Annotated in this window: 15 protein-coding genes; 6 read left to right on the plus strand and 9 right to left on the minus strand. The window is 67.0% G+C overall.

Translation table 11 applies throughout. From position 1 onward, the window contains the following. Positions 1–3 precede the first annotated feature (3 nt). The 9 genes from rplB to rpsL form a co-directional block, all read right to left on the minus strand. Complete coding sequence (gene rplB / locus AB0O76_RS10065) at positions 4–840, minus strand: 50S ribosomal protein L2 (protein WP_135332553.1); 837 nt, start codon at positions 838–840, stop codon at positions 4–6. A 38-nt stretch (positions 841–878) separates the two neighbouring features. After that, the gene (gene rplW, locus AB0O76_RS10070; protein WP_365487348.1) at positions 879–1,298 is read right to left on the minus strand and encodes a 50S ribosomal protein L23; all 420 of its coding nucleotides are present in this window, start codon (positions 1,296–1,298) and stop codon (positions 879–881) included. Next, the gene (rplD, locus tag AB0O76_RS10075; RefSeq protein ID WP_266869978.1) at positions 1,298–1,951 is read right to left on the minus strand and encodes a 50S ribosomal protein L4; all 654 of its coding nucleotides are present in this window, start codon (positions 1,949–1,951) and stop codon (positions 1,298–1,300) included. Before rplD ends, rplW begins: the two co-directional genes overlap by 1 nt. A gap of 8 nt (positions 1,952–1,959) precedes the next feature. Further along, positions 1,960–2,604, minus strand: a complete 645-nt coding sequence (gene rplC / locus AB0O76_RS10080; RefSeq protein ID WP_055553489.1) for a 50S ribosomal protein L3 — start codon at positions 2,602–2,604, stop codon at positions 1,960–1,962. Positions 2,605–2,618: 14 nt separating this feature from the next. Beyond that, positions 2,619–2,927, minus strand: coding sequence for a 30S ribosomal protein S10 (gene rpsJ, locus AB0O76_RS10085; RefSeq protein ID WP_003948644.1), 309 nt, complete (start codon positions 2,925–2,927; stop codon positions 2,619–2,621). Between the two features lie 513 nt (positions 2,928–3,440). Then, the gene (gene tuf / locus AB0O76_RS10090) at positions 3,441–4,634 is read right to left on the minus strand and encodes an elongation factor Tu (protein ID WP_360768512.1); all 1,194 of its coding nucleotides are present in this window, start codon (positions 4,632–4,634) and stop codon (positions 3,441–3,443) included. Between the two features lie 152 nt (positions 4,635–4,786). Further along, positions 4,787–6,913: an elongation factor G gene (gene fusA, locus AB0O76_RS10095; protein WP_365487353.1), complete on the minus strand. Its 2,127-nt coding sequence runs from the start codon at positions 6,911–6,913 to the stop codon at positions 4,787–4,789. 39 nt (positions 6,914–6,952) lie between these two features. After that, positions 6,953–7,423, minus strand: coding sequence for a 30S ribosomal protein S7 (rpsG, locus tag AB0O76_RS10100; protein WP_003974303.1), 471 nt, complete (start codon positions 7,421–7,423; stop codon positions 6,953–6,955). Between the two features lie 2 nt (positions 7,424–7,425). Then, the gene (rpsL, locus tag AB0O76_RS10105; protein ID WP_003948652.1) at positions 7,426–7,797 is read right to left on the minus strand and encodes a 30S ribosomal protein S12; all 372 of its coding nucleotides are present in this window, start codon (positions 7,795–7,797) and stop codon (positions 7,426–7,428) included. Between the two features lie 411 nt (positions 7,798–8,208). Here rpsL and AB0O76_RS10110 point away from each other — a divergent pair, with 411 nt between their 5' ends. The 6 genes from AB0O76_RS10110 to AB0O76_RS10135 all read left to right on the plus strand — a co-directional run bounded on the left by AB0O76_RS10110 (position 8,209) and on the right by AB0O76_RS10135 (position 14,963). Further along, positions 8,209–8,922, plus strand: a complete 714-nt coding sequence (locus AB0O76_RS10110) for a Crp/Fnr family transcriptional regulator (RefSeq protein ID WP_365487356.1) — start codon at positions 8,209–8,211, stop codon at positions 8,920–8,922. A gap of 139 nt (positions 8,923–9,061) precedes the next feature. Beyond that, positions 9,062–9,859: a hypothetical protein gene (locus AB0O76_RS10115; RefSeq protein WP_365487359.1), complete on the plus strand. Its 798-nt coding sequence runs from the start codon at positions 9,062–9,064 to the stop codon at positions 9,857–9,859. Beyond that, complete coding sequence (locus AB0O76_RS10120; protein ID WP_365487362.1) at positions 9,856–12,084, plus strand: hypothetical protein; 2,229 nt, start codon at positions 9,856–9,858, stop codon at positions 12,082–12,084. The genes AB0O76_RS10115 and AB0O76_RS10120 overlap by 4 nt, the downstream gene beginning before the upstream one ends. Before the next feature lie 30 nt (positions 12,085–12,114). Then, complete coding sequence (locus AB0O76_RS10125) at positions 12,115–13,398, plus strand: hypothetical protein (RefSeq protein ID WP_365487365.1); 1,284 nt, start codon at positions 12,115–12,117, stop codon at positions 13,396–13,398. Continuing rightward, a complete protein-coding gene (locus AB0O76_RS10130) occupies positions 13,395–13,928 on the plus strand; it encodes a Pycsar system effector family protein (protein WP_365487368.1) in 534 nt (177 codons plus the stop codon). The genes AB0O76_RS10125 and AB0O76_RS10130 overlap by 4 nt, the downstream gene beginning before the upstream one ends. A 24-nt stretch (positions 13,929–13,952) precedes the next feature. After that, positions 13,953–14,963, plus strand: coding sequence for a M48 family metalloprotease (locus AB0O76_RS10135; protein WP_365487371.1), 1,011 nt, complete (start codon positions 13,953–13,955; stop codon positions 14,961–14,963). Positions 14,964–15,047: the final 84 nt, after the last annotated feature.

Below are 15,047 nucleotides of genomic sequence, written 5' to 3' on the forward strand. Positions count from 1 at the left end.
CTCCTAGCGCTTCTTGTTCGACTTGCGGCGGCGGACGATGTACTTGTTGCTCGCCTTGTTGCGATCACGAGTACGACCCTCCTTCTTGCCCCACGGCGAGACCGGGTGACGACCACCGGAGGTCTTGCCTTCACCACCACCGTGCGGGTGGTCAACCGGGTTCATCACGACACCACGCACGGTCGGGCGGACGCCCTTCCAGCGCATGCGGCCGGCCTTGCCCCAGTTGATGTTCGACTGCTCGGCGTTGCCGACCTCACCGATGGTGGCGCGGCAGCGGACATCGACCAGGCGGATCTCACCGGACGGCATGCGGAGGTGGGCCATGGAGCCCTCCTTCGCGAGCAGCTGCACGGAGGCACCCGCGGAGCGGGCGAACTTCGCGCCGCCGCCGGGCCGCAGCTCGATGGCGTGGATCGTCGTACCGACGGGGATGTTGCGCAGCGCCATGTTGTTGCCGGGCTTGATGTCGGCGCCAGGGCCGTTCTCAACCCGGGCACCCTGTCCCAGACCACGCGGGGCCAGGATGTAGCGCTTCTCGCCATCGGCGTAGTGCAGGAGCGCGATGCGCGCAGTGCGGTTCGGGTCGTACTCGATGTGCGCGACCTTCGCCGGCACGCCGTCCTTGTCGTGACGACGGAAGTCGATCACTCGGTAGGCGCGCTTGTGTCCGCCACCCTGGTGGCGAACGGTGATCCGACCGGCGTTGTTACGGCCGCCCTTGCTGTGCAGCGGGCGAACCAGCGACTTCTCCGGCGTGGACCGCGTTACCTCGACGAAGTCGGCTACGGAGGAGCCACGACGGCCCGGCGTAGTCGGCTTGTACTTGCGGATTCCCATTTCTCAGTCCTCGTCCGATATTCGGACCGGGCGCTCCGTTAGGAGGCCTGGCCGAAGATGTCGATACGGTCGCCCTCAGCGAGGGTCACGATGGCGCGCTTGGTGTCGGCACGCTTGCCGAAACCGGTGCGCGTACGCTTCCGCTTGCCCTGACGGTTGATCGTGTTGACCCCGGTGACCTTGACCGAGAAGACCGCCTCGACGGCCTGCTTGATCTGGGTCTTGTTGGAGCCGGGGGCCACGATGAACGTGTACTTGCCCTCGTCGAGCAGCGCGTACGACTTCTCGGAGACGACCGGCTTGACGAGGACGTCGCGCGGGTCCGAGAAGGACTTGCTCAGCGGGGTGGGCTCAACAGCGATCTTGCCCTCGGTCGCGATGCGCTTCGCCTTGGCGACACGCGCGGCCTTGGCGGCCTTCGCAGCCTTGGGCGCGATGCTCTGGTGACGAATAGCCATCAGGCTTCGCTCCCTTCGGTCTCATTGGCCTTGGGGCCAGACACGAAGGACTCGAAGGCGGCCTTGGTGAAGACCACGTCGTCCGAGACGAGCACGTCGTACGTGTTCAGCTGGCCCGGCTCCAGGATGTGCACCTGGGGCAGGTTGCGGGCGGAGAGCAGCGAAGTCTCGTCCGCACGGTCGATGACCAGGAGCACGTTCTTGCGCTCGCTGACCTTGCCGAGCAGCGTCTTCGCGGCCTTGGTGGAGATCTCGCCCTCGACCACGTTGGTGACAACGTGGATACGAGCGTTGCGGGCCCGGTCGGTGAGGGCGTGGCGCAGGGCCGCGGCCTTCATCTTCTTCGGGGTCCGCTGCGAGTAGTCACGCGGCTGCGGGCCGTGGACGACGCCACCGCCGGCGAACTGCGGCGCACGGGTCGAACCCTGGCGCGCGCGGCCGGTGCCCTTCTGGCGGTAAGGCTTCTTGCCACCACCGCGGACTTCGCCACGGCGCTTGGTCTTGTGCGTGCCCTGTCGGGCAGCGGCCAGCTGGGCGACGACGACCTGGTGGATCAGCGGGATGCTGATCTTCTCGACGTCGAAGATCTCCGCGGGGAGCTCGACCGTCCCGGTCTTGTCGCCTGCCGGCGAAAGGATGTCAATGGTGCTCATGGGTTACCTCAGGCCCCCTTGGCCGCGGTACGGACCAGGACGAGGCCGCCGTTCGGACCAGGAACCGCGCCCTTGATGAGCAGCAGACCCTTCTCCGCGTCAACGGCGTGGACGGTCAGGTTCTGGGTGGTGACCCGCTCGTTGCCCATGCGACCGGCCATGCGCTGGCCCTTGAAAACACGGCCGGGCGTGGCGCAGCCACCGATGGAACCGGGCTTGCGGTGCACACGGTGGGCACCGTGCGAGGCCTTGCCACCGGCGAAGTTGTGACGCTTCATGACACCGGCGAAGCCCTTGCCCTTGCTCTTGCCGGTGACGTCGACCTTGATACCGGCCTCGAACGTCTCGGCAGTCAGCTCCTGGCCGAGGGTGTACTCGCTGGCACCAGCGGTACGGATCTCGACGAGGTGGCGACGGGGGGTCACGTCGGCCTTGGCGAAGTGACCCTTGAGGGGCTTGTTCACCTTGCGCGGGTCGATCTCGCCGAAGGCGATCTGGACCGACTCGTAGCCGTCGCTGTCATTCGTACGGACCTGGGTAACGACGCAGGGCCCGGCCTTGACCACGGTCACCGGGACGATGCGGTTGTTCTCGTCCCAGACCTGGGTCATGCCGAGCTTCTCGCCCAGGATGCCCTTGATCTGCTTGGTCATCTTCTCCGCGCCCTTCAGAGCTTGATCTCGATGTCAACGCCGGCCGGAAGGTCCAGGCGCATCAGCGAGTCAACGGTCTTGGGCGTCGGGTCGAGGATGTCGATCAGGCGCTTGTGCGTGCGCATCTCGAAGTGCTCGCGCGAGTCCTTGTACTTGTGCGGCGACTTGATGACGCAGTACACGTTCTTCTCAGTGGGCAGCGGCACCGGGCCCGCGACCGACGCACCAGTACGCGTCACCGTCTCGACGATCTTCTTCGCCGAGGAGTCGATGACCTCGTGGTCGTAGGCCTTGAGCCGGATGCGGATCTTCTGTCCCGCCATGGCTACTTGGTAGTCCTTTGTCTCGAACGCTCTGGCTCCCGGAAGGCCCTTTTTTCTACCTCCTCCGACCCACGCGGTCGGGCGTGTCGCAGTCCCGCTCACGGAGATTTCCCGAAGGATTTCCCTGCTAGGGGCTGCGGCCCAGATGACCGCGGGTCCGGGGGAAGAAACCCACCGGGTGCCTGGCTGAGCCTCCGCACTGCACTTCCCAGAAGATTCCCGTACGTCCGCTCCAGCGCTGCCTTACGGCAGATGGGGCGACGAGTACTGTGGGACTCGCTTCCGGTCCTCCCGGCGGGAGGCGCGCAGCATCGGCACTCAACCGAGCAACCTGGACAGTGTGCCACACGTGGGATGCCGAAGGCCAATCGACCGAACTGTCAAGCTGCCACGGCCTGAATCGCGTACGCAAAGAGTCCATGCAAAGAGCCCCGCCCACCCGAAGGTGAACGGGGCTCTTCGCTGCGCTCAGTTCAGAGCGACCGGGTCTCCCCGATCTTCAAGCAAGCGAGCTTACTTGTTGATCTTGGTGACCTGGCCGGCGCCGACGGTCCGGCCACCCTCACGGATGGCGAACTTCAGGCCCTCTTCCATCGCGACGGGCTGGATGAGCTCAACGGTCATCTCAGTGTTGTCGCCCGGCATGACCATCTCGGTGCCCTCGGGGAGGGTCACGACGCCGGTCACGTCCGTGGTGCGGAAGTAGAACTGCGGGCGGTAGTTGTTGAAGAAGGGGGTGTGACGGCCACCCTCGTCCTTCGACAGGATGTAGGCCTGGGCCTCGAACTCGGTGTGCGGCGTGACCGAACCGGGCTTGATGATGACCTGGCCGCGCTCGACGTCCTCGCGCTTGATGCCACGGAGGAGCAGACCGACGTTCTCACCGGCCTGGCCCTCGTCGAGCAGCTTGCGGAACATCTCGATGCCGGTGACCGTGGTGGTGGTCTTCTCGGTCTTGATGCCGATGATGTCGACGGTCTCGTTGACCTTGAGGACACCACGCTCGATACGACCGGTGACGACGGTGCCACGACCGGTGATCGTGAAGACGTCCTCGATCGGCATCAGGAACGGCTTGTCGACGTCACGCTCGGGCTCCGGGATGGACTCGTCGACAGCCTTCATCAGGTTGAGGACGGACTCACCCCACTCCTTGTCGCCCTCGAGCGCCTTGAGCGCCGAGACCTTGACGACCGGCAGGTCGTCGCCCGGGAACTCGTACTCGGAGAGGAGCTCACGGACCTCGAGCTCGACGAGCTCCAGGATCTCCTCGTCGTCCACCATGTCGGCCTTGTTCAGGGCGACGACGATGTACGGAACGCCGACCTGGCGGGCCAGGAGCACGTGCTCCTTGGTCTGCGGCATCGGGCCGTCGGTGGCGGCGACCACGAGGATGGCGCCGTCCATCTGCGCGGCACCCGTGATCATGTTCTTGATGTAGTCCGCGTGACCGGGGCAGTCGACGTGGGCGTAGTGACGGGTCTCCGTCTGGTACTCGACGTGCGCGATCGAGATCGTGATACCGCGCTGGCGCTCCTCGGGAGCCTTGTCGATCTGGTCGAAGGCCGAGGCCTCGTTCAGCTCGGGGTACGCGTCGTGCAGCACCTTGGTAATGGCGGCCGTGAGGGTCGTCTTACCGTGGTCAATGTGACCGATGGTGCCGATGTTGACGTGCGGCTTAGTCCGCTCGAACTTCGCCTTCGCCACTGGGTCCTCCTGTGGAGTGGTTCTGTACGCCTTGCTTCATCGGCGCCAGGTGATCTTTGCTGGGATGCCCGGGGCCCGGGACACCCGGCCCGAAGAGGGCCGGAATGCCCCGGAGGCTCCGGAGTCAAGCCTAAAGCGTGAACTCGGGTGAGTTACTCGCCCTTGGCCTTCGCGATGATCTCCTCGGCGACGTTCCGCGGAACCTCGGCGTAGGAGTCGAACTGCATTGAGTAGCTTGCGCGACCCGACGTCTTGCTGCGGAGGTCTCCGACGTAGCCGAACATCTCCGAGAGGGGCACGAGGCCCTTCACGACGCGAGCGCCGCTGCGCTCCTCCATGGCCTGGATCTGGCCACGGCGGGAGTTGATGTCACCGATGACATCGCCCATGTAGTCCTCGGGCGTGGTGACCTCGACGGCCATCATCGGCTCGAGCAGCACGGGCTTGGCCTGACGCGCGGCCTCCTTGAAGGCCTGCGAACCGGCGATCTTGAAGGCCAGCTCGGAGGAGTCGACCTCGTGGTAGGCGCCGTCGAGAAGCGTGATGCGAACACCAGTCATCTCGTAGCCCGCCAGGATGCCGAACTGCATGGCCTCCTGCGCACCGGCGTCCACCGACGGGATGTACTCCCGCGGGATACGGCCACCGGTGACCTTGTTCACGAACTCGTACGACGCCTCGCCGCCCTCGATGGGCTCGATCGCGATCTGCACCTTGGCGAACTGACCGGTACCACCGGTCTGCTTCTTGTGGGTGTAGTCCACGCGCTCGACGGCCCGACGGATCGTCTCGCGGTACGCGACCTGGGGCTTGCCGACGTTCGCCTCGACGCGGAATTCGCGCTTCATGCGGTCGACGAGCACCTCGAGGTGAAGCTCGCCCATACCACCGATGATGGTCTGGCCGGTCTCCTCGTCCGAGTGGACCTGGAAGGAGGGGTCCTCCTCCGAGAGACGCTGGATGGCTACACCCAGCTTCTCCTGGTCACCCTTGGACTTGGGCTCGATGGCGACCTGAATGACCGGCGCCGGGAAGTCCATGGACTCCAGGATGACCGGCTTCTTGTCGTCACACAGCGTCTCACCGGTGGTGGTCTGCTTCAGGCCCATGACGGCGACGATGTCGCCGGCGCCCACCGAGTCGATCTCCTCACGCTTGTTCGCGTGCATGCGGTAGATCTTGCCGATGCGCTCCTTCTTGCCCTTGACGGAGTTCAGCACCGCGGTGCCGGCCTCCAGGCGACCGGAGTAGATCCGGACGAAGGTGAGCTTGCCGAGGTGCGGGTCGGACGCGATCTTGAACGCGAGAGCCGAAAGCGGCTCCTCGTCCGAAGGCTTGCGCTTGACGACGACCTCGGGGTCCTTGACGTCGTGGCCCTCGATGGCCTCGACGTCCAGGGGCGACGGGAGGTAACGCACGACCGCGTCGAGCAGGGGCTGAACGCCCTTGTTCTTGAACGCGGTGCCGCAGAACACGGGGGTGACGGTGGTGTCGCCGCCCTTGCCGGAGGCGATGGTGATGCGACGGATCGCCGCGTACAGCTGCTCCTCGGTGGGCTCCTGGCCCTCGAGGTACAGCTCCATCATCTGCTCGTCGTTCTCGGCGACAGCCTCGAGCAGCTTGCCGCGGTACTCCTCGGCAGCCTCGGTGTGCGTGTCCGGGATGTCGACGACGTCGTACGCCTCGCCCATCTTGGTCTCGGCGGACCAGACGAAGGCCTTCATCGTGACGAGGTCGACGACACCCTTGAAGTCAGCCTCTGCGCCGATGGGCAGCTGCATGACGATCGGGGTCGCACCGAGGCGGTCGACGATCATGTCGACGCAGCGGTGGAACTCGGCACCCGTACGGTCGAGCTTGTTGACGAAGCAGATACGCGGGACGCCGTAGCGGTCCGCCTGACGCCACACGGTCTCGGACTGGGGCTCAACACCGGCGACGCCGTCGAACACCGTCACGGCACCGTCGAGGACACGGAGCGAACGCTCTACCTCGACGGTGAAGTCGACGTGGCCCGGGGTGTCGATGATGTTGATGGTGTGGTCGACATCGTTCAGCGGCCAGTGACAGGTGGTGGCAGCAGAGGTGATCGTGATGCCACGCTCCTGCTCCTGCTCCATCCAGTCCATCGTGGCGGCACCGTCGTGAACCTCACCGATCTTGTACGAGACACCGGTGTAGAACAGGATCCGCTCGGTGGTCGTCGTCTTGCCCGCGTCGATGTGGGCCATGATGCCGATGTTGCGCACCTTGGCCAGGTCAAGTGAAGTGGTAGCCATATCGGCTCAGTCTTCTCTCGGTCTCGATGTGGGTAGCGACTACCAGCGGTAGTGCGCGAAGGCCTTGTTGGACTCGGCCATCTTGTGGGTGTCCTCGCGCTTCTTCACAGCGGCACCAAGGCCGTTGGAGGCGTCGAGGAGCTCGTTGAGCAGACGCTCGGTCATGGTCTTCTCGCGACGGGCGCGGGAGTAACCCACCAGCCAGCGCAGGGCCAGCGTGTTGGCACGACCGGGCTTGACCTCGATCGGAACCTGGTAGGTCGCACCACCGACGCGGCGGGACTTGACCTCGAGGGTCGGCTTGATGTTCTCGAGCGCGCGCTTGAGCGTGATGACCGGGTCGTTGCCGGTCTTCTCGCGCAGGCCCTCCATGGCGCCGTACACGATGCGCTCGGCGGTGGAGCGCTTGCCGTTCAGCAGCACCTTGTTGATGAGGGAGGTCACCAGAGGAGAACCGTAGACCGGGTCGATGATGACCGGGCGCTTCGGGGCGGGGCCCTTACGAGGCATTCTTACTTCTCCTTCTTGGCGCCGTAGCGGCTGCGGGCCTGCTTGCGGTTCTTGACGCCCTGGGTGTCAAGGGAGCCGCGGATGATCTTGTAACGAACACCCGGCAGGTCCTTCACACGGCCACCACGCACGAGCACGATGGAGTGCTCCTGCAGGTTGTGTCCCTCACCCGGAATGTAGGCCGTGACCTCGATCCCGGAGGTCAGACGCACACGCGCGACCTTACGGAGGGCCGAGTTCGGCTTCTTCGGGGTGGTCGTGAACACACGCGTGCAGACGCCGCGGCGCTGGGGCGAACCCTCAAGTGCGGGCGTCTTGTTCTTCTCGACCTTGTCCTGCCGGCCCTTCCGGACCAGCTGCTGGATCGTAGGCACTACTTCTCCGGTTTCTGTGTGCCGAATAGTAAAGCTAACCTGGAACGTCGCCGACCCACGCGGTCGGGTGTGTCGAATGCTGCAGACTCCCGCCGCAAGGCGGAAAGAGGCGCAGATTACGGTGGCCGTTCTCGGACTCGCACTGCGGCTGAAGACACGCGCACGAGCCCAGGCACACCCCAGGCACAAGGTCTGAGCGTACCTACCTCATCGAGTTCGGTCAAAACAAATGCGGTGGGGGGCGACACGCCGGGCTTTTCGCTTCCGATGTGACGGTGGAGCGCCCTCCTCATGCTCCCGAAGCGCCCCCACGTGTTTCAGCCCGTCTTGGCACTCCACACGTACTCATTTGATGTCATGCGCACAGTCAGTACCTTGATCTGTCCGTTGAGTGACGATCAAGGAGGGCCTATGGCGGGAGCGCGATTACCAGGCGGAGGCTTGGACGACCAGGTGCCCTTCCTCGCGAGGCTGGAGAGAGAGGACCGCTCCGCGCTGCTGAACCTGGGGCACGAACTGCGTTTCGGGCCGCGCGTCGAGCTCCTGCACGAACGCGAGCCGTCGTCTCACGTCCTGTTGATCGTGCAGGGCTGGTCCAAGGTGACCGCTGCCGCACCCAACGGGTACGAGGCCCTGCTCGCCCTGCGGGGTCCCGGCGACATCATCGGTGAGTCCGCCGCGCTGACCGGCCGGCCGAGGTCGGCGACCGTGACGGCTCTTGAGGAGGTCCATGCCCTGGCAGTGGAGCGCGAGGCCTTCACCGACTTCCTTGCCCACTCCCCCGCCGTTTCGTTCGCCCTCCTGGGGCTCACGTCCGACCGCACCCGCGCCGCCGACCGGCGGCGCCTCGAGTTCGCCTCGATGAACGTGCGGGAGCGGTTCGCCGTTCTGCTGCTCGACCTGGCCCGCACCCATGGGCGCCGTACCGACGAGGGCATAGAGCTCTCCGTACCCCTGAGCAAGCAGGAGCTCGCGGGTTCCGTCGGCGCGTCCCGGGAAATGGTCCAGCGCCTCCTGAAGGAGCTGCGTACACGCGAGGTGGTGGTGACCGGGCGCAGGGCGTTGCTGATCGTTCGACCGGACATCCTGCGCCGGATCGCACGCGCCGAACACCCGGACCTCTGACACCTCTCGGCGTTCCGCGTCGGCAGCGCGGTTCTGTGCACACGGTCACAGTTCGAGTGCGTCATCTGCCCTCACGGCCACGGTCCCGTCGTCGCCAAGCTGCTTCTGCCTGGCACGACCCCCCACTCGAGAGGTGGCCATGACCGACCCCGTGAGCCGGACGATCCTTCTGCTCGACATCGAGAAGTACAGCGACCGCGACAACGTCGAGCAGGCGTACCTGCGGCGCATGCTCTACAACATCGCCGACCGCGTCCTGGAGAGCTCGGGCATCGACGAGACCCGGCGGCTGCGTGCCGACCGAGGCGACTCGGTGATGGAGCTGATCGACGCCAGTGCGTCGGTGACAGCGCTTCTGCGGGCCCTGCTGACCGAGGCACCCACGGAGCTGCACGCCGTGAACCGGATGGCTTCAAAGTCCGCGCAGATCAGGTTGCGGGCCGTAGTCGCCACCGGATACGTCACCGTCGACGATCTCGACGGCTGGGTGGGGACCGACCTCAACCATGCCTGCCGGCTGCTCGACGCCGACGTGCTGCGCCTGGCTCTGCGGGAACGCCCGGACGACTTCGTCCTGTGCGTCTCGCAGAGCGTGCACCACGGGATCGTCCAGCACGACTACCCGGGTGTTCCCAAGGACGAGTTCCACGCCATCACGGTGCGGAGCAAGAACGGGCCGCTGCGGGCCTGGCTGCACGGGCCCACGCCGAAGGACATGCAGAGCCCCGACGTGACGAGCAGGCCGGAGGAGGGCGCGGCGTCGACCCCCGCGGCAGGCACCAGGGCCACACCTCCGAGCCCCGTCGATCTCAGCAACGCCTCCTTCGGCGGCAGCTACGTGGCCGGCGACCAGCACGGCGTATCCGGAAACGGCACGGTCTACGGCGACGTGCACCTCGGAGGCGGCGGCGCTGCCAGGCGCGGTGAGCGGGAGTGAGCGCGGGCGAGCCGGGCCCCCGCCAGGGGGCAGCCGGCCCACGGCAGCAGTCAAGCGACAAAGACGCCGCCGACAGCCCGCAGCAGACAGGGCCCGAGGCCGCTGAGGCAGAGGACAAGCAGGAAGAACAGGACCAGCCGCAGGACGCGTGGTCCGCCCGCAGGGACTTGGTCGACCACAGCCCCAAGGCGATGGGCGTCGGTGACAACGCGCGCTTCGGCGGCAGCCTGGTCGCGGGTGATCAGCACGGCGTGAGCGGCGGCCTGGTCGCAGGCGACGTCATCATGGGCAGCAAGACGGAGGTCTACCACTTCGGGGTCTCCGGGGTCTCCACCACGAGCCACGGCTCCGGCGAGGTGCCGGTGTCGACACTGGACCGCCTTGCCCCGTACTTCGTGACCGACGAGTCCCTCTTCGAGAGCCTCCTGTCGCGGCTGCGCACGGAGCGGGTCATCGTGCTTTCCGGTCCGCACTTCACCGGGCGCCGAACCGCCGCGCTGATGCTGCTCCGCCGTCTGGGTGTCTCCCCGATCCGCTCCCTCGTCCGCGACACCACACCCGCACAGCTCGTCCAGCAGCTCGGCGGCCAGCACTCGGCCAAGGGGTACGTGCTGTGCGACCTGACCACCCGCCGTGACCAGCCGCTCCGGGAACCACATCTCCTCGCCGCGCGCGACCAACTCGCCGAGGACGACGCGTACTTGGTCATCACGGTCGGCCCGATGGCCGCCCTGGAGGACATCGCCGCCGTCGAATGGAAGCCGCCGAGCCCCGCCGACGTACTGAAGAGGCACCTGCTGGAGCTGACCGGCGAGGCGACCACGGACCGACTCCTTGCGCTGCCCGCTGTCTCGACATTCCTGGAGCGTGACCACCAGCTGCGCGAAGTGGCGTCCTTCGCGAAGCACCTCAAGCGGTACGCGGACGGAGAAGTCACCGAAGAGGCCGTCGGAACCTTCTCGCTGTTCACCCTGGAAAGCCAGGTCCAGGAGTGGTTCGACGAGAACGAGGAGCTGATTCCGCTACGGGACAAGGCGTTCCTCATCGCTCTGGCCGCCTTCGACGGAGGCCCCTACGCACTCACGGCCGAACTGAGCGACCTGCTCTACGCCTTCCTGCAGGACACCGCGGACTCCGCTCTGCAGCCACAGGTCCCCGTCTTCGGCACCCACATCGGCAAGCGTCTCCAACTCGCCCGCGCCCAGGGCTATCTGGAGGAGGAGAACACAGAGTGGGGGCCGGTCACACAGTCCAAGGCCGCTTTCCTCGACAACCGGGTCTCGCTGGTCCTGCTGCGCGAGGTATGGACCGGGCACCCCTCGGCGAGGCCCGCGCTCGTGCACTGGCTCCAACAGCTCGCCGGTGACGGAAGGCCCCTGGTGCGCACCCGCGCGGCGTCCACCGTCGCCGTCCTCGCGTACGCGGATCTGCCCTCCACCATGGCGCTCGTCATCGAGCCATGGGCGACGTCCCACTTGTTCCGCCACCGTCTCGTCGCGGTCAACTCACTGACGCTCGCGCACCTCCTGGAGGCGCCCAACATTCCGAGCATCCTCGACTCCTGGTGCGAGAGCGAGGATCCCGCGATGCGCTGGGTGGCCATCCGCGCGTACGGCCTGATCGGCGCGGAGCGGCCGGAACAGACCCTCGCCGCTCTGTGGAGCGCCGTCCGCAAGGAGTACGAACCCCTCCTCGACGAGGACGGCGACGAGGAAGACATCGACGAGGTCATGGTGAAACAGCTCGCGCAGTCCGTGGAACTGCTGCTGCTCTCACCGGCCGGCGAGCAGGTCCTCGCGGAACTGCTGCACAGACTCGACCAGGACCGGGCCGTACACGATCTCGCCCTGCGCGGCTTTCTCAGCGCCTGCGCGCGCCGGAAGGACGACGCGCGTGACGGACGGCCACTGATCCTCGACTGGTACGCGACATCGGCGGCCGACGGAGGCCGCGCGGCCGGCGGGATCGCACGGCTCTGGCGTTCGGCGCTCGACGATCGCAGACGCACGAGGGCCGCGCTGGAGGAGCTGGGTGACTGGGTACGCGCCGCCGACCACGACCCGGCGACGGAGTGGGCGCTTGCCGGCCTCCTCCCGGCCCTGGTCACCACGGCCTCCGAACGCCAACGGCTGAGTCACCTCCTGCGCACCGTGCGCGGCGAGGACGGCGCTGCCCCGCCTCCCGTCGCGACCCGCCTGCTGACCGTGCTGCCGAACCGTCGCTGAGCCACGGACCGAACCCCTGAAGGAGACGCCATGCCCGACTTCCGCCGGCCGCCGGACTGGGATCAATCAGCCGACCGGCACACGTCCCTGATCGATCCCGTCATCACCGTTCGGCAGCTCTCGCGGTTCGGATTCGCCCGCAAGTCGCTGACCCGGATCGACCACGCCCTGGTCTTCTCGACCTCCAAGGGTGGGTACGAGGCCTATCTGCCGCCCCTGCGCCCGAGCCGTGGCGAGGTGGCGGCGAAACGGTACACATCGGTGTACGAGGTGGACATGGGCGTCCACCCGCACCAGGCCGAGATCCCCCTGCCCAGCGACAACGACGCCTTCGAGTTCATCGCCGCGGTCGACCTGTCGTGGCAGGTCCTAGCCCCCGCCGACTTCGTCAGGAGCGGCCACCGGAACGTACCGGCCCTGCTTCTCGGCGAACTGCAGCAGGCCGCTCGGTCCCTCACGCGCCGGTTCGCCATCCACGACAGTGCGCGCGCCGAGCGACAGCTGCTGCACGCGCTCTCCGGCCAGGCGCCGCTCGGCACGGCCGCGGGCCTGCAGGTGCTCTGGACTCTGCGGCTGCGCCGCGACCAGCAGAACATCGACCACCAGCGGCGGCTCAAGGCCATCGACCACAACGCCGCCGAGCAGATACGCACCGAACAGCAGGGCGTGGCGTACGACATCGAGCTCGACCGGCGGACCCGTCGGCAGGACGCGCTCCAGGCGGGGCGGGCCACGGAATACGGACGGCTCGACCACGAGCTCGCGCTCCAGCGGCAGGTGTGGCAGCAGGAGCAGGACCAACTGCGGGCCCGCCACGAGGCGGATCTCCGGCAGCTCGAGGCCGAGAAGATCGCGTTCTACCAGGAGTATCTGGAGCAGGGGGGCGTGGTGGCCTGGGCCATGCATCTCGCCAAGAACCCGCAGGATTCACGGCTCGTCGTCGACAGCATGCGCGAGGACCAACTCCGCCTGATCCTCGCCGAGCTGGAGCTGGCGAGGGAACTCCTCAGCGGCGACAGCGCGGAGGACTACGAGCTGGAAGAGCCCAAGCGACGGGCCCTGGACGTCATATCCAAGATCTTCGGCCAGCACATACCGGGAATCTCCCGGAACCAGTCCCCATCGCAGCCGGCGCACTCGAACGAGGAGTCGGGCACGGAAGCAGCGTCAGACCAGGCAACCACACCCACACCCACACCCACAGAGCAGACCGGCACCTTCCCCGGCTGGCAACCGCCCCCGGGCTACGGCAGCTCACCGAGTGCGTCGCCACCGCAGCGTGACGGCGACGAGCAAGGGAACCTCGCCCCGTGACCGGCGCCCGCCCTCACGCGCCCCTGCCGCCCGACGCCGCGCCCGGAGCCAGGACGGCCGAACGTCTTCTCAACGATCTGCGCACCGAGATCGCCCGCGCGGATGCCAAGGCCGCGGTGCTTGTGGCAGCACTCGGCGTGATGGCGGGCGTCTTCAGCGGTCTGCTCGCCCGACGCGAGTGGACGCCCGCCTCCCTCTCGATGCCCGCCAGTTCGACGTGGTGGGCGGGGCTTCTCGCACTCGCCCTGACGCTGCTCGCGCTCCTCATGGCCGTTCTGCCGCGTTACGCCACGAGCAAATGGACACCTGGTGCCCCCTTGTCGTACTTCGGCGACATCCAACGGGCTGCACGCAGCGGCCATTTGGCAGAAGCACTGGCCGACACCGAGCTCGATCCGACGGCCGACGCGATCGCGGCCCTGTCCACGACCAGCCGTATCGCCCAGCGCAAGCACCAGTGGGTACGCACGGGCCTGATCGCCTTCACCATCGCCGCGGTGCTGCTCCCCACATCCCTCCTCATCGGCTGACTGCCCCTCTCCCGGAGGCTGACCATGGCTCGACCACCCTCACCACAACAGCCCGAACCCCCTGACGACGACACGCCTGCCCCTGACGACCTGGACTACCGGCACCGCGGCGGCCGTCTCCACTTCACCGCCCATCAGCGCGGGCTCGACGCCACGGCCTTCGGCCAGCTCGTCCTGCATCTGCCCGGCACGCTCATGAGCCTGTTGGTCCTGCTCCTGATATCCGGCGGTCTGGATGCCTGGCTGGGCATTCCGTTCTGGATACTGCCGCTGGTCTGGCTGCTGTCCGGGGCCATGGTCTTCCACCGCCCCACGGAAGACTTCTTCGCCCGGTATCTGCTGCGACTGCAGCGTCCGATGCCCGAGGAGTACGCGCGTCTCGCTCCGGTCTGGCGCGAGGTGACCGCACGCGCGGGCGTCGACGGCCAGGCCTACGAACTCTGGGTCGAGGACAGCGACGACCTCAACGCCTATGCCGCAGGCGGTCACATCGTCGGGGTCACCCGGTTCGCACTCGACCGGCTGCCGAGCTCGCAGCTCGCAGCCGTACTCGCCCACGAGCTGGGCCATCACACTGGCGGCCACGTCTGGGTTTCGCTGCTCGGCTACTGGTACGCGCTGCCGGGGCGTGCGGCCTGGTACGCGATCCGACTGATCGTCGCCTACGCCCTGGCGTTCACCAGCTACTTCTCCTGGGTGGCGACAGCAGCGCTGGTGCTCGTGATCTGCATCATCAGCTACACCACAATCACCCGCCTGTACGGGCTGCCGCTGCTGCTGCTCGTCACTCCCTATCTGATCGCCGCCGTCGGTCGGCGGGCCGAGCTTCGCGCGGATCAGCACGCCGCCGCGCTCGGATTCGCCCCCATGCTGGCCCAGGTGCTGCAGGCCATGCACGCGACCGAGACCGAAGCCAAACGGCAGGCCATGGCCGCCGCCGGGCACAAGCTCGCCGCCCCCAGGCTGCTGGACCAACTGCTCTCCACGCATCCCGACTACCCGACCCGCATCCACCGTCTACGCCCGTACCTGTGACCGGCCCGGTCGGGAAACGCCGAAGGGCGGCCACCCCGTACGAACCGGGGTGACCGCCCTTCAACTCAACTCAAGCGACTCACT

This window comes from Streptomyces sp. NPDC086554, from assembly GCF_040686095.1.
Lineage (GTDB): Bacteria > Actinomycetota > Actinomycetes > Streptomycetales > Streptomycetaceae > Streptomyces.